Here is a 19,847-nt window from a genome sequence, read left to right as displayed (position 1 = left end):
ACCAATTCACTGGCAGGTGGCGGCAAGCCCGGCCGCGGGGCTGGCGGGCGGACGGGCTCGGGTTCAGGGCCGGGGCGGCTCGCTTCCTCACCCCACGTCCCAGGCCAGGGGCAGGTGCTCGTAGCCGCGCACGAAGAAGTGCGTCCGGCGTACGGGGCGGAGCCCGTCCTGGTAGCGCAGGTTCGGCAGCCTTTGCAGCAGCACCTCGAGCGCGATGCGTCCCTCCTGGCGCGCCAGGTGGGCGCCCACGCAGAAGTGGATGCCCCGGCTGAAGGCCAGGTGTGCGTCCGAGTTGGGCCGGTGCAGGTCGAAGCGCTCGGGCTGGGGGAAGACCGACTCGTCATGGTTGCCCGAGGCGTACAGCACGTGCAGGCGCGTTCCCGCCGGCAGCTTCACCCCGCCCAGCTCCACCTCCCGGGTGGTGGTCCGGAAGAGTCCCTGCACGGGCGCGTCCATCCGCAGGCTCTCCTCCACGGCCTGGGGGATGAGGCCCGGGTCCTCGCGCAGCGCGCGCAGCTGCTCCGGCCGGTCGAGCAGCAGCACGAGCGCGTTGCCGATGAGGTTCGTGGTCGTCTCGTGGCCCGCGTTCAGCAACTGGCTGAGCATGCTGACCAGCTCCGGGTCGCTCAGCGCCGAGTCCCGCTCATCGCGCCCCGTGACGAGGAGCGAGAGCAGGTCATCGCGAGGCGCGGCGGCGCGCTCGCGCACCCGGGCCCGCAGGTACTTCGTGAACTGCACCACGCCCCGGGCGTACTCGAGCTGCCGCTCCAGGGGCTCATGGGCCGAGCCGAGCAGCGCCACCATGGCATCTCCCAGCCGCTTGAGCTCGGGCATGTCCTCGCGCGGCAGACCGAGGATGTCGGCGATCACCCAGCCCGGGAAGGGCGTGGCGAACCGGGTGATGAGGTCCGCGTGGCCCTCGTGCACGAAGGACTCGACGAGCTCCTGGGCCACTTGGCGGACGCGTGACTCCAGGTCCGCCACCTGGCGGGACGTGAAGGCCTTGTTGACGAGGTTGCGGAACCGGGTGTGCGAGGGGGGGTCGTTGTCGACGAGCGACGGGGTGATGGGGATCCCCTCCGCCAGCACCGCCTGCACCTCCGGAGGGAACCCGCCGCCCACCGAGGCGGCACCCGACGAGGAGAAGGCCGCCGGGTCCTTCACCACGGTGCAGATGTCTTCGTAGCGGGTGACGATCCACATCTGGAATTGGGGGCTGAAGAACACCGGCTGCTCGGCGCGGGCGGCGGCATAGACCGGGTAGGGGTTCTCCATCTGGTGCGGACACGTCGGATCGAACTCGGGCAAGGGGGGCGCTCCTGGTTCGTGGGGTGGTGATGACCCCACGCAGTTTCCCATGAAGCGCTGACATTCCCGTAATCCCAGGGGCGAGTATCGAGAGTCCCTCACGCGCCCTGTGCGAGCGCGCTACCCGCTCACAGCGCGCCGCCGCGGCGCAGCTCGCGCACCACGGCCACCACGTACAGGGCGATGGACACCGTGAGCAGCAGGCTGCCCAGCATGAAGAGCCCGACGAAACCGGCGCGGATGCTGAAGAGGATGGGCAGCAGCGACACCAGACCCACCAGCGTGAGGATGACGGCGGTGCGGATGAGCACGTCGGAGGAGGGCATGCGCATGGCGTTGCTCACGGGTGGGCGGTGACGCGGGTGGGCGCGCGGGTCGGCCGGGGCGGGTGCGGCAGCCCGTGGCAGGTGAAGCAGTTCATCTCGTCCGCCGCGAGCTGCTTCGCCAGGGCCTGATGGCTCTCCACCCGCGTGAAGACGGGCGAGGTGGCGTGACAGGACAGACAGTTGGCGTTGGGGTAGGTGCCCTTGTAGGTGATGGGCTCCTTCCACGTGTCCGTCACGTACAGCAGCCAGTGGCGGAAGCCGTCGCGCTTGGCCTCCACGGTGCCGAAGATGCCGTAGCCCGTGTGGCACGCGTAGCACTGCTTGGCGGGGATGGCTCCCGCGCGGTAGTGGCGCGCCGCCAGCGAGGCGCTCCGGGTGTCGTGCATGTCCGCCACGAAGGGGTCCATCACATGGCAGGACTGACAGGCCTCGACCTCCTTCATGGACTCGAACATGTGCCCCGTGGTGCCCAGCAGCGCCACGCCCGGCAGGATGAAGAGGCCCAGCAGCAGCGTCCACCGGTACGTCGAGCGCGCCATCCTCGACTTGAAGACGAACTCCACCGCCAGCAGTCCCAGCACCGCCGCGCCGATGGCCCACAGCGCGATGCCTCCGAGCGTGCCGCCCAGGGTGGCCCCGTGAGGAGGCTCGGGCGCGGCCGCCGCCAGCACGTACCAGGGGCTCATCACGTGCCCTCCTTCACGCGCTCCACGCGCACCGCCGCCATCTTGTACTCGGGCTGCGCGGAGATGGGGTCCACGGAGTCGCTCGTCGCCGCGTTCACCAGGTGCTCCATCGAGTGCATGAGCGCGAACACCACGCCAGGCCTCACCCGCATGCTGGGCTTCGCGCGCAGCCGCACCGAGCCGCGTGCGCTCGTCACCTGTACCCAGTCCCCTTCCTTCACACCCAGCACCGCCGCGTCTCCCGGGTGCAGCTCCAGGTAGTCCATGGGGATGCCCTTCAGCTCGGGAACCCTCCCGGTGATGGTGGCGGTGTGCCAGTGCTCCAGCCGGCGCCCGGTGGTGAGGATCATCGGGTAGTCGCTCGAGAGGTTCTCCCGGAAGGGGCCCTGCTCGGAGAGGTAGACGATGGCTCGCCCATCCGGCCGCGCGTAGAAGTCGATGCGCCCCTCCTTCTTCGCCAGGGGATCCTCCCCCGGTACGTAGCGGCGGCAGGTGCCCGGGTGCTGCTCGGTGGGGCAGGGCCACGTGAGGCCCGGCAGCTCCTTCAGCCGCGCGTAGGTGATGCCTGTGAAGTCGTAGCTGGTGCCGGCGGCGACCTTTCGCCACTCGTCCCAGACGGCCTCGGGTGTGCGTGCCTTCAGCAACTCGCCATGGCCGAGCCGCTCGCCGAGGGCCACGAGGATCTCCAGATCCGAGCGCGCCTCGCCGGGGGGGTCCACCAGCTTCTCCACGAGGTGGTAGCGGCGCTCGGACTGGGAGAAGACGCCCTCCTTCTCCGACCACATGGCCGCCGGGAGGAAGACGTCGGCGAGCCGCGCGGTGTCGGTGGGGAAGATGGAGTCGCTGACGACGAGGAATGCCTTCTCCATGCCCGGGCGGTAGCGGTCCGCGTTGGGCAACGAGCGCGCCGGGTTGGTGGCCATCACCAGCGCCGCGCGCACCTTGCCCTCGCGCATGGCCTCGAAGAGCTGCACCGCGGGCAGGCCGGGGTTGGGCGAGATGCGGCCCTCGGGCAACCCCCAGAGCTTCTCCATGTCGTGGCGGTCATGCTCCTTGGTGACGAGCCGTCCGGCCGGCAGCGCGTGCGCCAGCGTGCCCGTGTCACGCACTCCGCCGCCCGCGTTGGGCTGGCCCGTCATCGAGAAGGGTCCGGTCCCGGGGCGTCCTATCTGTCCGGTGAGCAGGTGCAGCGCCATCACCATCCGGTTGGCCGCTACCCCGTGCGTCTGCTGGTTGAGTCCCATCGTCCAGAAGCTCATCGCCGCCTGGGAGATGCCGAAGAGCCGTGCGGCCTCGCGAATCTCCGCCGAGGACAGGCCGCACAGGTCCGCCACCTTCTCCGGCGCGTAGTCCGCGAGGAACTTCCGGAGGTCCTCCAGCGTGAGCGGCGGCGAGTCGGCCGTTCCCTTTCGGAAGGTGACGAAGTTCTCGATGAACTCCGGATCCACGAGGTTCGTGTTCAGCAGCTCGTGGGCCATGGCGTTGAGCAGCGCCACGTCCGTGCCGGGGCGGAGCTGCAGGTGCTGCGTGGCATCGCGGGCCGTGGGCGTCCGCCTCGGGTCCACGACGATGACACGCGTCTCGGGTGCGGTGCGGATCCGGTCTCGCACCCGCTCCCAGACCACCGGGTGGCACTCGGCCATGTTCGCGCCGATGACGAAGAAGAGCGTGGCGTGCTCGATGTCGTCGTAGCACCCCGAGGGCTCGTCCGCTCCGAACACCGACTTGTAGCCGAACGCCGCCGACGCCATGCACAGGCGCGGGTTTCCATCGACGTTGTTCGTCCCGATGCCCCCCTTGAAGAGCTTGTTGGCGGTGTAGCTCTCCTGCGTGAAGAGCTGCCCCGAGCCGTAGAAGGCCACCGCGTCAGGCCCTCCCTGCGCGATGGCCTCGCGGAAGCCCGCCGCCGCCGCGTCGAGCGCCTCCTCCCAGCTGGTTCGCACCAGCTGCCCGTTCTTGCGCACCATCGGGTACTGCGCCCGGTCCGAGACGTAGAGGATCTCCCGGTTGAGCAGTCCCTTGATGCACAGCCGACCCTGGTTCCACCCCGACTGCAGGCCCTCGACCTTCACCACCTTCCCGCCACGCAGCCCCACCCGCGTCTCACAGCCAGAGCCGCAGAAACGGCACACGCTCTTGTGCCAGGAATCGACCGGGATGGCCTCCTCTCGTGTCCAGCCGATGCACCCGGGCCCGCTCAGGCCCGCCGCCGCCGTCAGGCTGAAGTACTGGAGCAGCTCGCGCCTCGTCAGGTTCATCTTCCCTCCGGACCCGGTATCTCAACCTCGGGTCCGGAGGCTTTGACCGCGCTTGTGTGTCTCTCGTCACGGAGTTGTCCGCTCAGCGACGGCAGCGGGGCTCGTTCGTCTCCTGGATGCCCTTGGGTGAACGGTGCTGCTCGTTCGGGCTCGGGTACCCTCACCCCGTCCCTCTCCCGGAGGGAGAGGGGTGATGGGGGGTCAGCGGCCCACGGCGCTCGGCGCCAGCGGCTTGAAGCGCACCACCAGGAAGGGGGGCTGGGTCTCCGCCTTCCCCCGGTTCAGCACCGCGTGCCGGTGCAACTGGTTCACCGTCACGTAGAAGTACCCGTCCGGCCCGTAGCTCAGTCCGTCCGGCCAGCGCAGCAGCTCGTCCTTGATGTACTCGCTGTAGCTCCCATCCGGCTTCGTCACGCCGATCGCCCCCGCCCCCAGGTCGGTGATGTACAGGTTCCCCGCCGAGTCGATGCTCATGCCATCGCTCACCGCCTTCTCTCCGTACGTCTCCACCTTCCCCTCCAGCTCCGCCGGAGACAGCTTCGGGTCCGCCACGTCCTTCTGCGGCACGCGCCACACCGTGCGGCCGTTCATCGCTCCGAAGTAGAGCCACTCCCCCTTCGGGTCGAGCGCGATGGGGTTGAGGCCCAGCCTCGGCTCCACCTGCTTGCCCCGCTTGTCGGGCACGGTCAGCTTCCGGCCCTCGACGACCATGGGGACGTTCTCGGCATCGAGGCTCGGGTGCCCCATGAGCACGCGCCTGCCCTGGCCGCTCTTCAGGTCCACCACCACCAGCGCGGGCATGTTCTCGCCCACCAGGTCACCCCGGCCCATGTCCGCGAGCACCGCCACGCCTCGCTCCGTGTCCACCACCAGGTCCTGCAGGAAGGAGTTGGGCGCCGCCACCGGCTGGGGCAGGGGAATGGTCTTCACGAGCTTCTCGCCCCGCGTGTCCCAACCCACCAGCTTCGCGCCCTCGCCGCCGCCCTTGCCGTTGTCGAGCATCCACAGCACGCCGTCCTTGTCGGACTCGAGGCCAATCACCGTTCGCAGGCCGATGCCGTCGTCCGCACCGGGGGCACGGGCCCACTGCTCGGTGGGGTAGGGGCGCGTGGTGCCGCCCGGTAGCAACTCCACCACCGAATACTGGGGGCCGCCGAACGGGTGCAGGCTCAGGAAGACGCGGCCCTCGGGGGTGATGGCGATGTTGCCCGGCGTCTGCTCCAGGCGGGCCACCACCTCCAGGTTGGACGGGCGCTTCTCCAGCGCGGCGAACTGGCTCTGCTGGGCCGTCTGGGTGGAGGGCTCCGCGCCGGGTGACGTCTTTCCGCTCGTGGCGCAGCCCGTGGAGAGGAGTCCCAGGAGCAGCAGCGCGCGTGGTGTACACGACCGATTCGACATGGTTCGAACCTCCGAGGAATGGGGTAGGCGTCTGTTTAGCGTGCGCGGAACGAGTTCGAGCACCCGCGGTATCTTGTCCGTGCCCAGACCTTTCGATGGGCGGTGATGAAAAGCCGCTGGCCAAATCCGGGACGTGGTCTTAGTCTGTTCATCGACGCGCCACCCGCGTCTCTCATGATCTCTGCCCGCTAGAACCACCGCTCCGCCGCGCGACCCTCTGGGGTGGCGAGTGCGCAGTTGCCGACGACGACCCGCGAATTCCGCGTGGGCTCGGTTCGTGGGCCCGTGAAGGTGGAGTGGGGTGCCGACAAGCGAACGGACCGAGGCCCTGGTTGCCCACCCGCGTGGGTGCCTCGTGCTCGCTCGTCACCCGACAGAGCTCTTCAACAAGGCGTCGGGGCGAGCAGCCCGGGCAAGAGACATCCAGCGCCACGGCCCCATCGCGTGTCGGTTCGTCCTGAACCCGAACCGCTGTGATGACCGGAGGACTGTATGAGAGTCGAAACCCTGTTTCTCGTTTTCACCTATGGCCTCTTTCCCGCGTGGGCGCTCCTGATGTTCGCACCTCGCTGGAAGTGGACCCAGAAGCTCGTGCACTCGGTGTTCATACCGGTGGTGCTGGCCCTGGCCCATATTGGCTTCCTGCTGCTGGCGGCTTCCCCTCCAGAGGGGGCGAGTGCCGCGACCCTCGAAGGCGCCATGCGGCTCTTCCAGGAACCGTGGACGGCGTTGGTGTGTTGGATCCACTACCTGGCGTTCGATCTGTTCGTCGGCGCGTGGGAAGTCCGGGATGCGATCCGACGCAAGATTCCCCACCTGGCCGTCATCCCCTGTGTCCTGCTGACGTGGATGTACGGTCCGCTCGGGTTGCTGATGTACGTCATCGTCCGGTTCATCTCCCGGAGGGTGAGCACTCTCGAGGAGGTGCCCGAGACCGCGAAGGCCTCCGCTCTTCCGGCAGCGGAGACTCCGGCCTCGGGGAACCTGGTGAATGTGTGACAGGTGGACCCACTGCGCTGGCGGCTTCGTCAGCGCAGTGGGTCACCGTCTAGTCTCCGCGTCGCTTCGCTCGTAAGTGTTGCCTGACTTCCCGGGTGAGGTTGCGCTCGATGCGCTTGTGCTCGCGCTTCCCGGCGCTGCTCACCTGCCGCGCGTGGTAGGCCTGTTCGCGTTGGAGCTTCTCGAAGCTCTTGAGCCGCTCCCGGGTGAGAGCCCCGGTGTCCACCGCTGTTCGCACCGCGCACCCTGGCTCGCGCTGGTGTGTGCAGTCCGAGAAGCGGCAGTCCGCGGCCAGCGTGAGGATGTCGGCGAAGGCCTGGTCCAGGCCATCCTCCTCTCCCCACAACCCGAGCTCGCGCATCCCCGGTCCATCGATGAGCAGGCCGCCATGGGGCAGCACGAAGAGCTCCCGGTGGGTGGTGGTGTGGCGGCCCTTGTCGTCCGGCAGGACGGGCTGGGTGGCCAGCCGCGCCTCTTCCAGCAACCGGTTGACGAGGGTCGACTTGCCCACGCCCGAGGAGCCGAGGAGCGCTCCGGTCTTCCCGGCGGGAAGCCGCTCGCGCAGCGCCTCGAGCCCCGTGCCCTGTTGCGCGCTCAGCGCGAGCACGGGGACTCCCGGGGACAGGGATTGCACCTCCAGGACGCGGGCGGAGACGTCCTCGTGGAGGTCGGCCTTGCTGAGCACCACCACGGGCTCGGCGCCGCTGTTCCAGGCGACGGTGAGTGCCCGTTCGATGCGTCGCGGGTTGTAGTTCCCATCCAACCCGGTCACGAGGAACACCACGTCGAGGTTGGCGGCGATGAGCTGGCCCTCGTGCTCGCCTCCCGCCCCGCGTCTCATGAGGACGCCCCGGCGGGGAAGGAGGGAGTGGAGCAGGGCTTCGCCCTCGCCGGAGGGCAGCAGCAGTGCCACCCAGTCGCCGATGGTGGGCAGGGCCTCGGCGTCAGTGGCGTGGTGGAGGAGCCGTCCCGAGGGCCGTGCGAGCCAGGCCCGCTCGGACGTCTGGACGGTGAGGAGCCCGCGCTCCTGGCGCACTACGCGGCCAGGGACGAGGGGAAGGGAGGACTGGGACAGCAAAAGGGAAAACGCGTGGCCGAGGTCTGGACCCCAGCCGAGGGACTCGAGTGACACTGAAAGGACTCCGGGCAGAGCGGTGCCTGTGGCGCACCTGGTTCGTCAGGGCACCCAGCGGGGAGTCAGGAACGCGCTGCGACGGAACCTACGGAGCCGAGCCAGGCGTCCTACGCCCTCTGGGCGAACAGGACAGCGACCAGGGCGGGGACAATGGGCGTCATCATCGGGTGCCTCCGGGTACTCGCGGGGCGGCGCTCATCGCCGCTCGGCCTTCCAGGGCATAACAGGCTTCCGGGTGTCAGGTCATCCCCCTTCTGAGTGCTTCTCCGGGGGTCAACAGCCGTCAGCGCGCTCCGGTCGCGGTGCCCGGCTCGGCCACCTTCTGGTGCCCGGTGACCGTCACCTCCGTCCGGAAGCGCACCTTGTAGACGAGGACCCCGCCCGAGCCGGCGATCTTCAGCTGCGTGGGCTGCCGGTCGCATGGAGTGTCCGCGTAGGCCAGGAAGTCCATCTGGAATTCATCCAACATGGGAGGCATGTCGGAGGGGGACATGCGCAGGGTCACCATCTTCCCGGCCCGCGCGTCCACCACCGCCTGTCCCTTCATCCGCTTCTTGTCCGCCTTCAAGGGGGCGAACTTCACGGTCACGAGCCCCTCGCTCGGACCCGGTGCGGATTCGAAGCGGTAATCCGCCCTGGCTCGCGGATGGAACGGGGACAGCCTCGCCTTGTCGTCCTCGTTCTTCGGTGGGTCCTTCGGCTCCGCCTTGAGCTGGCTGGTCAGGTCCCCCTCTTCCTTCTGGGAGAGGAGCTTGCGCGCAACCACCGTGGTTCCGGAGCGGGTGATCTCGTAGCTGCGAGTCAGCCGCCCCTTCACCTTGCCCTCCTTGTCCAACTCTTCCGTGACCGCGCTCTCCACGGTGCGGCAAGCGGGGATGGCCAGCTTCCGCTCCTCCGCCTCGCCCAGGCGTTGGAGGAGGTCATCTGGCGGCGCATCCGCGCGAGCGGAGACACCGAGGAGCAAGGGCAGAAGGACAAGCACGCGCATGGCGCGGAGCTTAATCTCCGCCCGTTTTCGAGCCGCACTCGAATTGCAGTGCACCAGGGCACCGTCCGTCCGAGTGGGAACACTCCTGCGCCAGACCGAAGCTCCAGAACTCATGGAGCCCCGTCTTCACTCGTGGGAGCCGGCCCGTTTCTGCGAGGGAAGCCCGGCGTTGTCGGGCACGGGGCTGCCGTCGGGCGCGCGGGCGGGAGTGGCGGAAGCGGGTGCGTCCTGCGTCTCCTCCGTTCCCTGGGCCTTGGCGAGGGCCTGACGGGCCTCCTCCGAGCGCGGGTGGAGCGCCACCGCGCGCTCCAGCCAGAGCAGCTGCTCCTCGTGCTTGCCCCTGCGGCCGTAGCGAGCGGCGATGCGTAGCATCTCCTCCGTGTAGTCCGGGTGCAGCGCGGCGCCCGTGGTGGCCTCCTCCAAGGCAGGCCAGAGCATCTCCGGGTCCGGCGTCTCATCCAGCCGGGTCCGCCGCAGCTCATCCACCAGCGAGTGTCTCCACTGCTCGTCGAAGTGCCGCACCTCGTTCTGGAGGGCCTCGCTGAAGCGCAGCTCCGCGGGGCATGCCACCTGCTCGCAGGCCGCGAGGTAATCCGTGAAGAAGGCGAGCGGGCCTCGCGCGGGGTACTCACGGAGTTTCTCGGACCCCAGGGCCTGTTCCAACGTCCGGGCCATCTGCGCGCCCACGCGGATGAAGAGCGAGCCCCCGCGAGGCTCATGCGCCGTACGTACCCTCGCCAGGGCGGCCGGAGGCTCCTGGGCGATGGTGGCGCGGTCGAGCAGCGCGGATACCCGCGAGAAGGCCTCGGGCAGCTCTCCCGGCTCGGGCAGTGTGCCGGCTCCCCGCGTGGCCCAGACGTGCCAGGCGAGCCCGTAGGTGAAGACGCGGGAGAGGCCCTCGTGCACTACGGCATCCACCTCGTCCACGGCGTGCGCGTCTCGGCGCACCTGCCCGTCCTCCAGCAGCAGCTCGATGATGCGCAGCGACATGCGCCGCAGCCGCTTCGCCTCGCCTTCCAGGTTCGTGGCGAGCGCGATGACGACGTCCTCCGCGGGCAGCATGAGCAGCAGCGTGGTCGTCTCGGGCTGGCCACCCGCATGGGCCACCACGTAGTGGCCGCGCAGCGGATAGGTGGCGAAGCCCATGCCGTAATCCGTGAGCTGTCCCTCACGGGTGCTCATGGACGTCTGCATCCGCCGCGTGGTGTCGGGCGTCACCAGGGTGCTCTGGAGCACGGCCTGACCGAAGGCGAGCAGGTCCTCCACCGAGGCGCGGGCACCGCCGCCGCCGAAGCGGCTGGACACGTCGAGGTAGTGCGAGGCGACGAGCTGCCCCTTGTGATGACGGTAGCCGAGGGCGTGCTGCTTGTCGCGCGTGCGGTAGTCGTCCAGCGCCGCGTGCTTCATGCCCGCGGGGCCGAAGACATGGGCCTTCAGGTACTCGCCGAAGCGCTGCCCCGAGGCCGTCTCCACGGCGGCGCCGAGCAGGTTGTAGCCCCAGGTGGTGTAGACGAACTTCGTGCCGGGCTCGGCGACGAGCGGCTTGTCGGCGAAGAGCGCGAGGGCCCCCGCCGTGTCCAGGCGATGCGTGTTCTCCGCGGCCTCGGGGCCGTCATAGTGGGACACGCCCCCGAGGTGCCCCAGCAACTGGCGCGCGGTGACGGACCAGGGCTTCTCGGGGTAGCCGGGCACCAGGGTGCGGATGTCCGCGTCCAGGTCCAGCCTGCCCTCCTGCGCCAGTCGCAGCACCGCCATCGCGGTGAAGGACTTGGTGATGGACGCCATCCGGTACGTCGTCCGGGGCGTGGCGGGCAGCTTGTGGGCGAGGTCTCGCAGCCCGTAGCCGCGCGTCCAACGCATGCCGCCGTGGAGCACCCCCACCGAGAGTCCCGCGTAGGGCCCCCGGGCGAGCTCGGCGCGGATGACGGCATCCAGCGCGCGCTGCACCTCCGGGGGGAAGGCCTTGTCCTTCGTCCTGGTGGCAGCGGGAGTGGAGGCGGCCGGAGCGCGCGAGGGGGCCGGACGAGGGTCCGCCAGCGCGGTGAATCCGAGGAAGAGGAGCGCGACGGGGAGCGCCCTCACCGGTTTTCCTCCGAGGCCTGGAGCGCCGGGGCCAGGGTGGCCTGACGGCTGGGGTCTCCGGACTCCACCCAGGCACGCAGCATCGCGTCGTTGAGGAGCTGGCCGAGCAGATCGAGCCCGTGGCTTCGCGGGTGGACGAGGTCGTCGTGCACGAAGCCCGCCTGGACGAAGCGCGCCAGCGAGCCGGGGCCGCCCATGGCGGAGAAGATGTCGAAGAAGGCACAGCCCTCGGCCAGGGCGATCTGCCGCTCGATGCCGATGACCTCGTCGAGGTAGGGCCGCTGGGTGAGCTTGTTGGGCCCGTTGCCACCGCGCACGGCGTCGATGGGACCCATCACCAGGCAGGCGCTGTCGGGGCTGGCGGCGCGCGAGCGGCGGATGAAGGTGCGCAGACCCTCCTCGACCTCGGCCAGGTTGGAGCGGCCCCACTCGAGCCGCTTGGCCTCGTTGCCGCCGAGGATGAACAGGAGCAGGCGCGGCGAGCGCTCGGCGAGCTGGGCGCGGAAGATGTCCTCCTGGGCGCGTAGGAAGAGGTTGGCGTCGGCGGAGGGCACCCCCAGGGTGTCGAGCACGATGCCGGGGCGCTGGTGTTGCAGCACCACGCCGAGCACCACGGCGCCACGGCCCTCGGCGACCACGTCCAGGCTGCGGGCCCCGGGGGGGATGTCGAAGGTGAGCGCCTGGGCCTGGCCGTTGCCCTGGGGCTCGGCGCGGGCGAGCTCCTTGCCATCGGCGTGGACGGACAGCCGGCCGGCGCGGGGCACGTCGAGCCACCACAGGGTGCCGCGCGGCTCGCCCGTCAGTTGGAAGCGGCTGCTGGCCTTGGCGGCGGTGGCCAGGTGGTAGACGCCGGTGAGCCCGAAGGGCAGCTCGGCGAGCTTCATCTCTCCCAGGGTGCGCGCCTCCCAGCCTCCTTTCGCGAAGCCAGCGCGGACACGGGGTCCGTACGGCGCGAGCCGGTCCACGAAGAGCACGCCGCGGCCGCCGTCACCGAAGGCACCGCCGAGCTCCTCGCGCACCACGTCCACGATGCGATCTCCGGCGATCAGCGAGTTGCCGAACGCGGAGATGACGGCGGGGGCGGAGGCTTTGCCGGCGGAGAGGGTGTCGAGGGACTCGAAGAAGGGGGTGAGGGCCGTGCGGGCACAGGCGGTCCCGGACTGAAGGACGCAGGGGTTCTCCAGGCGGATCTCCGGGCGCACGCCGAGCTTCTCTCCGAGCTGGTGGAGCTTGAGCGCCCGGGGCGAGGGCGGGGGCAGTGCGCGGCGGATGGAGGGCTCGGGGGCCTGAGCGGGCTGCGCGGGCAGGGGGGCCTGAGCGAGCCGCAAGGGCTTGCCGGGCTGCGCGGAGGACCTGACGGTGTGCGGAGTCCGGGACTGCCGGCGCACAGGATTCGGAGACCCGGAGTGCCAGAGGGCCCCGCCGAGCGCACAGAGGAGGAACGGGGTGAGGATGAACGCCCACCGCCGGCCACGAGAAGCTTCGAGCATGCGGCCCGGGACTCTAGACGAAAGCTCCGGACCGAGACAGGAACCGGCCGCGAAGCCCCCGCGCCGGGCGGTCTGGCGCTCTCCCGCTCGCCTCCTCTCCTCAGACGGCGCCGGACAGGCCGCCATCCACGTTGATGGCCGTGCCCGTCACATAGGAGGCGCGCGACGAGACGAGGAAGGCCACCACGTCGGCGAACTCCTCGGCCCGGCCCATGCGCCCGAGAGGCACCCCCGCCTCCCGGCTCCGCTCGGCGTACAGCACCTCCGGCGGCTTGCCCGCGGCCTGGGCGCGGCGTTCCCACTGGCCGCTCTCGATCATCCCCACGAGCACGGCGTTGACGCGGATGCCCTCCGGCCCCAGCTCCTTGGAGAGCACCTTCGTCAGCGCCATCCCCGCCGCGCGGGACACCGAGGAGGGCGTGGTGTTCTTCCCGGGCTCCTTGGCCTTGATGGACAGCACGTTGACGATGGCTCCGCCTCCAGCCGCGCGCAGGTGGGGCACCGTCAGCCGCACGGCGCGCATCGCCGCGAACAGCTTGAGCTGGAGATCCTCCTCCCACTCCGCGTCGGTGACCGAGAGGAAGGCCTTCGCCGAGGCCGAGCCGGCGTTGTTCACCAGCGCGTCCACGCGTCCCCAGCGCTCGTGCGCGGCGGACACGAAGCGCTCGAGGTCCTCCGCGCGCGACACGTCGGCGGGGACCGCGAGCACCTCGCCTCCGAGCGAGCGCAGGGTGGCCGCGGTGTCCTCCAGCCGCCGCGGATTCCGGGCGCACAGCGCCACGCGTGCCCCCTCCCGGACGAGCCGGTCGCACACGGCGGCGCCAAGCCCCTCCGAACCACCCGTGACCAACACCACCCTGCCAGAGAGCTGCAAGTCCATACCAGAGGGTCTCCTCCTGCTGAGCGCCCTCCTTATACACATGGCCGCTACGGGGTGGGTGAAGGTCCGGAGCCTCCCACTCCCTGTTGGGACTGCTGCTCCTGGGCCATCGCCGCCCACTGACTCCGGATGGTCTCCTTCTGCGTCTCATCGAGCGCCAGCCATTGCTGGCGGAGCGTCGGCCACTCGGCCTGGAGCTGCTGGAGCTGTGCGCGCTGAGCCGGTGGCAGGCTGGGGTAGAGCGCGGAGAGCTCCTGGGCTGTCTTCTCCTCGCAGTCCGGCTGCTTGGGCTGAGCCGCTATCTCTTCCATGAAGAAGCAGAGGGCCTCGGCATTGGCCTGGATGAGCCCCGCTGGAGGCTCTCCTCCTGGAGTGGGTGGGGCGGCGCTCGCCGGCAGGGCCTGGAACAGCCACAGCGCACAACAGAGCGGGGGGATGAGGCGCGGAGCTCGCATCGGACTTCCTCCTGACGATGAAGATTCGTCGTGTTCCAGGAGACAGGAGGGGGCCCCACGGTGAGGGGCGCTGGTCCCGCCGAGCGCTCCGGCCTCGGCCCTGGAGGCGCGCATGCGGTCTGACGGTGGCTCGACCCGCCGCGTGGTGACGGATGCGTCACTCCGCGCGGCGGCGGCGGGGAGGCGAGGCGCGGACGAGCGCGGCCTCGGGTGCGGAGTCCTCGCGGCGGAGGACCTCGCCCTCGACGACGGTGGTGCCCTCGGGGGTGACGGGGTGGCCGATGGTCGCGACGAGCTGGCGGTGGGCCTCCTCGAGCCGGCGGTGGAGGGTGTTGAAGGTCTGCTGGGCGGTGCTGGGCATGTCCTCGGTGTAGGTGAAGTACCAGCGCAGCGAGTCCAGGCACTCGTAGAAGTGGTCCACGACGGACTGCTCGCGCGCGGGCAGGTTCATGAGGTCGTGGAAGGTGGCCGAGGCGTACCGGGTAGAGAGGGTGCTGAGCATGGGCTCGCGGCTGCGCAGGCGGGAGAAGAGGACGAACATCTCTCCCCGGCGCGCGTCGAGTCTCCGCATGATGTTGGCGGAGTCGAGCGCGATGAGGTTGCGGACACGGGCGGTGGTCTCATCGGCCTGTTTGCGGCGAGCCATGGCCCGGCGAGCCTACCGCCGAGCGGGCTTCCCGCGTAGCCGGTACCCGGGCCACTCCAGGTTGACAGCCGTCCCATCCGTAACTATACCTGTTACGGAAAAGAGAGCGGAACACGATGAACAGCAGCCGTCGGGCTGATTTTTTTTGCCCCATTCCGTAACCATGATGGTTACGGAAGGAGCGGGAAGCATTTCGAGGGAAGGACAAGAACCATGAAGATCGCACTCTATGGAGCCACGGGAACCATTGGCCGCCGCATCGCCCAGGAGGCCCTGTCGCGGGGTCACCAGGTCACGGCCATCGCACGCAATGCCGCGGGCTTCGACCTGAAGCACGCGAACCTGAAGGTGGTCTCGGGAGACGCGCGAGACCCGGCCAGCGTGGCGCAGGTGGCCGGGGGACATGACGCGGTGGTGACGGCCATCGGTCCGCGGCAGGGAGACGTCACCGAGGCGCTCGCCGCCACGGCGCAGTCGCTCGTGACGGGGGTGAAGCGCGCCGGGGTGGGCCGGCTCGTGGTGGTGGGTGGGGCGGGGGGTCTCGAGGTGGCTCCGGGCGTGCGGGTGGTGGACACGCCGTCCTTCCCGGCCGCCTGGAAACCCATCGCGCTGGCGCACATCGCGGCGTACGACGTGTACCGTCAGTCGGACCTCGACTGGACGTTCTTCGCCCCGGCCGCGCTCATCCAGCCGGGAGAGCGCACCGGGAAGTACCGCACCGGCACGGACCAGCTGGTGACGGACGCCAAGGGCAACAGCGCCATCTCCGCCGAGGATTACGCGGTGGCGCTCATCGACGAGCTCGAGAAGCCGAAGTTCGTGCGCCGCCGCTTCACCGCGGCGTACTGAGGCGCCAGGAGGCTCGAGGCCTCAACGCACGGGCACCTCGTGGATGTCGGCTCCGTCCAGATTCAGGCGGCGCACCGCGTCCACGAGGCGTTCGGTGCCGATGAGAATCGTTTCGAAATCACTCAGGCGGAACAGGTCGGTGTGCGTGGGGAGTGATGCTGCGTCCAGCAGGGGCTCCTCTGGGAAGGCGAAGTCATCCCAGCCACACCGGGCACAAGGCGGAGACCGCTGGGGCGTGCAGTCTGGATGCAGCTTCCCGTGGGCCAGGATTTCCAGCTCCAGCATCTCCGGGTGTTTCTTCTGCCGGAAACGTAGCTCCGTCGGGAATGCACGCAGTCCTCGGACACCCGCGGCCTGGAGTTGCTCCAATGCCTCGCGGCTCACCAACTTCGTTCGTGCGAAATGGAGGAAGAGTGGGCTGAAGGTGCCCGTGGCTGAGCCCACCAGCGGACCGAACTCGGCACCCGGGAGCAGTTGGCCACCAGGAGGTACGAGTGGCCGCACCCGTTCCCGCAACCTCACGAACTCCTCGAAGGGCTCCGGTCGAGGCCTCTCATACTCTCCGCGCTCGGGAATGGAAGACAAGTCCACGCCTGGGTACGCGGTCGCGCTGCCTGCCCAGGTGGCTCCGCATTCGGAGCAGTGAAGCCCAGGGAGGCTGCCCCACTTGTGCCTGGCGTCGAGATTGCCGGTGTACCGTGACGGTCTCGGTGCTCGGAGCCGATAGAATTTCGTCATCTCGCCACCTCAGCGTCCTCCGCGATGATACGGCACAATGGGACCCGTCAGCTCGAAGCGGAACATCAGCTCTCTCGCGTGCCGGTAGATGGCCTCGGGTGACGCATAGGGGCGGGCTTCCATGAAGTCCCACCAGGCTTGGTTCCACAGGCCCCCACGAGGTCCACCGCTGTGGATGCGGATGTGGACATGTTCCGGAATGAGGAGAGTGAACTGGTGGATGTCAGGTATCCCCCGCTGATGGAACCACTCCCTGAGCTCCCTGGCTTGGGGAAAGAGGTGATGACGAACCCAACGGCCCGGAGGAAGGAGGAAGGCAGGAGGCTTGGGGTCGAAGTGACGGTTGAAGCGGAAGGTGAGGACGGGCTCGTTGTTGCGTGGCCAGCCTCCGGGGTGGCCCCACCAACGGCGAGGAGAAGCGGGTGAGGCGCCCGGGATGTAGCCGCCGCCCCGGTAGGCCAACAGCACCTCGCGGGGAACCACCTCCCGGCAGCGGAAGAAGCCACACTCCTCTCCCTCATCACGGCACAGCAGGACGAGGCTGCGCTCGTCCTCGCATCCCTCCTCCCAGGAGGACACCACCTCCGGGGCTTGGTTCTCCTCCCGCGTAACGGGGCTCGAGGTCGCGCATGCGGCCAACAGCCCGAGCAGTGGCAGCCAGATTCTCGGCGGGGCTCTCATGGGTCCGCGAAGCGTAGCCTGTTCCACATCCGCCACACCCCCGTGTCCTCGCCGTTTCCATTGCCGCTCAGGTAACGCGGCGTGTGCTCGCCACACGGTTGCTGTTGAACCCGAGGTCATTCGGGACCAGAAAGCGGACTCTATGGCCCAGACGAAGCGTCCGCCGCCCAACGATCCCTCGTACGACCTGCTGCACCTGCGAGGCCGTCATCCACTCGACGCCATCTTCAATCCGCGCAGCGTGGCGGTGGTGGGGGCGAGCGAACGGCAGGGGAGCGTGGGGCGCACCATCCTCTGGAACCTCATCAGCAGCCCCTTCGGGGGCACCGTCTACCCCATCAATCCCAAGCGCACGAACGTGCTGGGCATCCGGGCCTGGCCGTCGCTCGATGCACTGCCCGAGCCCGTGGACCTGGCCATCATCGTCACGCCGTCCACCACCGTGCCCGGCGTGATGCGCGAGTGCGCGCAGGCAGGGGTGAAGGGCGCCATCATCATCTCCGCGGGGTTCAAGGAAATCGGCCCCGAGGGCGTGAAGCTGGAGCAGGAGGTCCGTCAGATCGCCCGCGAGGCGGGCATCCGCATCATCGGGCCCAACTGCCTGGGGGTGATGCGGCCGCCGAGCGGGCTCAACGCCACCTTCGCGGGAGGCATGGCACGATCGGGCAACGTGGCCTTCGTCAGCCAGAGCGGCGCGCTGCTCACGGCCATCCTCGACTGGAGCATGCGCGAGTCGGTGGGCTTCAGCGCCTTCGTCTCCATGGGCTCGATGCTGGACGTGGGGTGGGGCGACATCATCGATTACCTGGGGGATGACCCGCGCACGCGCAGCATCCTCCTCTACATGGAGACGATTGGTGACGCGCGGGGCTTCCTGTCGGCGGCGCGCGAGGTGGCGCTGCACAAGCCCATCATCGTCATCAAGGCGGGACGCACGGCGCAGGCGGCGGCGGCGGCGGCCTCGCACACGGGCTCGCTCACGGGCAGTGACGAGGTGCTGAGCGCGGCCTTCCGGCGCACGGGCGTGCTGCGCGTGGACTCCATCGCGGACCTCTTCTACATGGCCGAGGTGCTGGCCAAACAGCCCCGTCCGGACGGCCGCCGGCTCACCATCGTCACCAACGCGGGCGGCCCGGGCGTCCTCGCCACGGACGCGCTGGTGATGGGCGGGGGCGAGCTGGCGAAGCTGTCGGACAAGACGGTGGCGAAGCTGGACGCCATCCTTCCCTCGGCGTGGAGCCACGGCAACCCGGTGGACATCCTGGGCGACGCGGACCCCGAGCGCTACGCGAAGGCCCTCGAGGTGGCGGGCGCGGACGAGAACAGTGACGGCCTGCTCGTCATCCTCGCGCCGCAGGACGTGACCGAGCCCACGCAGACGGCGGACCGGCTCAAGCCCTACGTGAAGATGGGCAAGCCGGTGATCGCCAGCTGGATGGGAGGCTCGGAGGTGGCGGCGGGCGAGCGCATCCTCAACGACCTGGGAATTCCGACGTTCGGCTACCCGGACACGGCGGCGCGCATCTTCAATTACATGTGGCGCTACACGTACAACCTGGAGGGGCTGTACGAGACGCCCGTGCTGACGGAGGAGCCGGAGCGGCGCGAGGAGGCCGAGGCCCTCATCCGCGACGCGCGCGCCGCGGGCCGCCTGCTGCTGACGGAGCACGAGTCCAAGCGGCTGCTGGCCGCGTATGGCATTCCCACCGTGGAGACCCGGCTGGCCAGGGGCGTGGACGAGGCGGTGCGCGAGGCGGAGTCGCTGGGCTACCCGGTGGTGCTGAAGCTGCACTCGCAGCGGATCACGCACAAGTCGGACGTGGGCGGGGTGCGGCTGAACCTCTGCGACGCGGACGCGGTGCGAAGCGCCTTCGATGGCATCCGGATGAAGCTGGAGGAGCTGGGCCAGGCGGACGCGTTCGATGGCGTGACGGTGCAGCCGATGGTGAAGCTGGACGGCTACGAGCTCATCATGGGCAGCAGCCTGGACGCGCAGTTCGGGCCGGTGCTGCTGTTCGGCGCGGGTGGCACGCTGGTGGAGGTGTTCAAGGACCGGGCTCTGGCCCTGCCGCCGCTGAACACGACGCTGGCGCGGCGGATGATGGAGCAGACGCGCATCCACGAGGCCCTGCGGGGCGTGCGCGGGCGCAAACCGGTGGATCTGGTCGAGCTGGAGAAGCTGCTGGTGCGCTTCAGCCAGCTGGTGGTGGAGCAGCGCTTCATCAAGGAGGTGGACATCAACCCGTTGCTGGCGTCGGCGGGGCGGCTGGTGGCGCTGGACGCGCGCGTGGTGCTGCACGGCCCGGAGGTGAAGGAGGAGGAACTGCCCCGGCTGGCCATCCTCCCGTACCCGACGAAGTACGTGGCCCGGTGGAGGATGAAGGATGGGGAGGAGGTGAACATCCGCCCCATCCGGCCCGAGGACGAGCCGAAGATGGTGGAGTTCCACAAGACGCTGTCGGAGCAGACGGTGTTCTTGAGGTACGCGGGGATGATGAAGCTGGACCAGCGCGTGGCGCACCAGCGGCTGGCGCGCATCTGCTTCAACGACTACGGGCGGGAGATGGCACTGGTGGTGGAGCGGAGGCGCGGCGGGGAGATTCTCGGGGTGGGGCGCCTCACACGGCTGCCGGGGACGGAGGACGCCGAGTTCGCGATGCTCATCAGCGACGCGGTGCAGCGGCAGGGCCTGGGGTCGGAGCTGCTGAGCCGGCTGGTGACGGTGGGCCGGGACTGGGGGCTGCGGCGCATCGTCGCGGACATCCTGTCGGGCAACGGGGCGATGCAGCACGTCTGCCGCAGGCTGGGCTTCACCATCCACCAGGGAGAGGCCGTGGGAGATGGCGTGGTAAAGGCGGTGAAGGTGCTGGAGTGAGGAGGGCCCTCTGTTCACACGGTTGGATCCGCGGCGGCTCGAGACGTTCAGGG

17 protein-coding genes are annotated in these 19,847 nt (G+C 69.5%); 3 read left to right on the top strand and 14 right to left on the bottom strand.

Features of this window, described 5'->3' with window-relative positions:
• Positions 1-87: 87 nt before the first annotated feature.
• The 5 genes from NR810_RS12645 to NR810_RS12625 form a co-directional block, all read right to left on the bottom strand.
• On the bottom strand, positions 88-1,308 hold the full coding sequence (locus tag NR810_RS12645) for a cytochrome P450 (RefSeq protein ID WP_257451877.1): 1,221 nt from the start codon (positions 1,306-1,308) through the stop codon (positions 88-90).
• Positions 1,309-1,436: 128 nt separating this feature from the next.
• Positions 1,437-1,640, bottom strand: a complete 204-nt coding sequence (locus NR810_RS12640; RefSeq protein ID WP_257451874.1) for a hypothetical protein — start codon at positions 1,638-1,640, stop codon at positions 1,437-1,439.
• 8 nt (positions 1,641-1,648) lie between these two features.
• A complete protein-coding gene (locus NR810_RS12635) occupies positions 1,649-2,320 on the bottom strand; it encodes a hypothetical protein (protein WP_257451872.1) in 672 nt (223 codons plus the stop codon).
• Positions 2,320-4,578 (bottom strand): molybdopterin oxidoreductase family protein, encoded by a 2,259-nt coding sequence (locus tag NR810_RS12630; RefSeq protein WP_257451870.1) that lies wholly within the window; start codon positions 4,576-4,578, stop codon positions 2,320-2,322. The genes NR810_RS12635 and NR810_RS12630 overlap by 1 nt, the downstream gene beginning before the upstream one ends.
• 201 nt (positions 4,579-4,779) lie before the next feature.
• Complete coding sequence (locus NR810_RS12625; RefSeq protein WP_257451867.1) at positions 4,780-5,976, bottom strand: major royal jelly family protein; 1,197 nt, start codon at positions 5,974-5,976, stop codon at positions 4,780-4,782.
• A 492-nt stretch (positions 5,977-6,468) separates the two neighbouring features.
• Here NR810_RS12625 and NR810_RS12620 point away from each other — a divergent pair, with 492 nt between their 5' ends.
• Positions 6,469-6,975, top strand: a complete 507-nt coding sequence (locus tag NR810_RS12620) for an ABA4-like family protein (protein ID WP_257451864.1) — start codon at positions 6,469-6,471, stop codon at positions 6,973-6,975.
• A 49-nt stretch (positions 6,976-7,024) separates the two neighbouring features.
• On the opposite strand, the gene rsgA is transcribed toward NR810_RS12620, so the two are convergent.
• The 7 genes from rsgA to NR810_RS12585 form a co-directional block, all read right to left on the bottom strand.
• Positions 7,025-8,107 carry a ribosome small subunit-dependent GTPase A gene (gene rsgA / locus NR810_RS12615; RefSeq protein ID WP_257451862.1) on the bottom strand — a complete coding sequence of 361 codons (1,083 nt, stop codon included), beginning with the start codon at positions 8,105-8,107 and terminating at the stop codon, positions 7,025-7,027.
• Between the two features lie 286 nt (positions 8,108-8,393).
• Positions 8,394-9,098, bottom strand: a complete 705-nt coding sequence (locus NR810_RS12610) for a hypothetical protein (protein ID WP_257451852.1) — start codon at positions 9,096-9,098, stop codon at positions 8,394-8,396.
• Positions 9,099-9,224: 126 nt separating this feature from the next.
• Positions 9,225-11,180, bottom strand: coding sequence for a serine hydrolase domain-containing protein (locus NR810_RS12605; RefSeq protein WP_257451850.1), 1,956 nt, complete (start codon positions 11,178-11,180; stop codon positions 9,225-9,227).
• Complete coding sequence (locus tag NR810_RS12600; protein ID WP_257451847.1) at positions 11,177-12,670, bottom strand: GDSL-type esterase/lipase family protein; 1,494 nt, start codon at positions 12,668-12,670, stop codon at positions 11,177-11,179. The genes NR810_RS12605 and NR810_RS12600 overlap by 4 nt, the downstream gene beginning before the upstream one ends.
• A gap of 100 nt (positions 12,671-12,770) precedes the next feature.
• Positions 12,771-13,550, bottom strand: a complete 780-nt coding sequence (locus NR810_RS12595) for an SDR family oxidoreductase (protein WP_257451845.1) — start codon at positions 13,548-13,550, stop codon at positions 12,771-12,773.
• 47 nt (positions 13,551-13,597) lie between these two features.
• The gene (locus NR810_RS12590) at positions 13,598-14,005 is read right to left on the bottom strand and encodes a hypothetical protein (RefSeq protein WP_257451843.1); all 408 of its coding nucleotides are present in this window, start codon (positions 14,003-14,005) and stop codon (positions 13,598-13,600) included.
• 157 nt (positions 14,006-14,162) lie between these two features.
• Complete coding sequence (locus tag NR810_RS12585) at positions 14,163-14,651, bottom strand: hypothetical protein (RefSeq protein WP_257451840.1); 489 nt, start codon at positions 14,649-14,651, stop codon at positions 14,163-14,165.
• Positions 14,652-14,864: 213 nt separating this feature from the next.
• Here NR810_RS12585 and NR810_RS12580 point away from each other — a divergent pair, with 213 nt between their 5' ends.
• Entirely contained in the window at positions 14,865-15,500 is a 636-nt protein-coding gene (locus NR810_RS12580) for an NAD(P)-dependent oxidoreductase (RefSeq protein ID WP_257451837.1), read from the top strand.
• A 21-nt stretch (positions 15,501-15,521) separates the two neighbouring features.
• Here the strand turns inward: NR810_RS12580 and sitI6 are convergent, their stop codons facing one another.
• Both sitI6 and sitA6 read right to left on the bottom strand, forming a co-directional pair.
• Complete coding sequence (gene sitI6, locus NR810_RS12575; protein ID WP_257451834.1) at positions 15,522-16,238, bottom strand: SitI6 family double-CXXCG motif immunity protein; 717 nt, start codon at positions 16,236-16,238, stop codon at positions 15,522-15,524.
• Between the two features lie 9 nt (positions 16,239-16,247).
• On the bottom strand, positions 16,248-16,919 hold the full coding sequence (gene sitA6, locus NR810_RS12570; protein ID WP_257451832.1) for a SitA6 family polymorphic toxin lipoprotein: 672 nt from the start codon (positions 16,917-16,919) through the stop codon (positions 16,248-16,250).
• A gap of 142 nt (positions 16,920-17,061) precedes the next feature.
• On the opposite strand from sitA6, the gene NR810_RS12565 reads away from it, so the two are divergent.
• A complete protein-coding gene (locus tag NR810_RS12565) occupies positions 17,062-19,794 on the top strand; it encodes a bifunctional acetate--CoA ligase family protein/GNAT family N-acetyltransferase (protein WP_257451830.1) in 2,733 nt (910 codons plus the stop codon).
• Positions 19,795-19,847: the final 53 nt, after the last annotated feature.

The sequence above is a fragment of the Archangium lipolyticum genome, from assembly GCF_024623785.1.
Classification (GTDB): domain Bacteria; phylum Myxococcota; class Myxococcia; order Myxococcales; family Myxococcaceae; genus Archangium; species Archangium lipolyticum.
The sequence above is the reverse complement of the archived record's forward strand: the minus strand, read 5'-3'. Positions and strand labels throughout refer to the sequence as shown.

Coding starts and splice junctions, on each gene's coding strand:
- NR810_RS12640 (WP_257451874.1), bottom strand. CDS start 1,640: ATGCGCATGCCCTCCTCCGACGTGCTCATCCGCACCGCCGTCATCCTC.
- NR810_RS12635 (WP_257451872.1), bottom strand. CDS start 2,320: ATGAGCCCCTGGTACGTGCTGGCGGCGGCCGCGCCCGAGCCTCCTCAC.
- NR810_RS12630 (WP_257451870.1), bottom strand. CDS start 4,578: ATGAACCTGACGAGGCGCGAGCTGCTCCAGTACTTCAGCCTGACGGCG.
- NR810_RS12625 (WP_257451867.1), bottom strand. CDS start 5,976: ATGTCGAATCGGTCGTGTACACCACGCGCGCTGCTGCTCCTGGGACTC.
- NR810_RS12620 (WP_257451864.1), top strand. CDS start 6,469: ATGAGAGTCGAAACCCTGTTTCTCGTTTTCACCTATGGCCTCTTTCCC.
- NR810_RS12610 (WP_257451852.1), bottom strand. CDS start 9,098: ATGCGCGTGCTTGTCCTTCTGCCCTTGCTCCTCGGTGTCTCCGCTCGC.
- NR810_RS12600 (WP_257451847.1), bottom strand. CDS start 12,670: ATGCTCGAAGCTTCTCGTGGCCGGCGGTGGGCGTTCATCCTCACCCCG.
- NR810_RS12595 (WP_257451845.1), bottom strand. CDS start 13,550: ATGGACTTGCAGCTCTCTGGCAGGGTGGTGTTGGTCACGGGTGGTTCG.
- NR810_RS12590 (WP_257451843.1), bottom strand. CDS start 14,005: ATGCGAGCTCCGCGCCTCATCCCCCCGCTCTGTTGTGCGCTGTGGCTG.
- NR810_RS12585 (WP_257451840.1), bottom strand. CDS start 14,651: ATGGCTCGCCGCAAACAGGCCGATGAGACCACCGCCCGTGTCCGCAAC.
- NR810_RS12580 (WP_257451837.1), top strand. CDS start 14,865: ATGAAGATCGCACTCTATGGAGCCACGGGAACCATTGGCCGCCGCATC.
- sitI6 (WP_257451834.1), bottom strand. CDS start 16,238: ATGACGAAATTCTATCGGCTCCGAGCACCGAGACCGTCACGGTACACC.
- sitA6 (WP_257451832.1), bottom strand. CDS start 16,919: ATGAGAGCCCCGCCGAGAATCTGGCTGCCACTGCTCGGGCTGTTGGCC.
- NR810_RS12565 (WP_257451830.1), top strand. CDS start 17,062: ATGGCCCAGACGAAGCGTCCGCCGCCCAACGATCCCTCGTACGACCTG.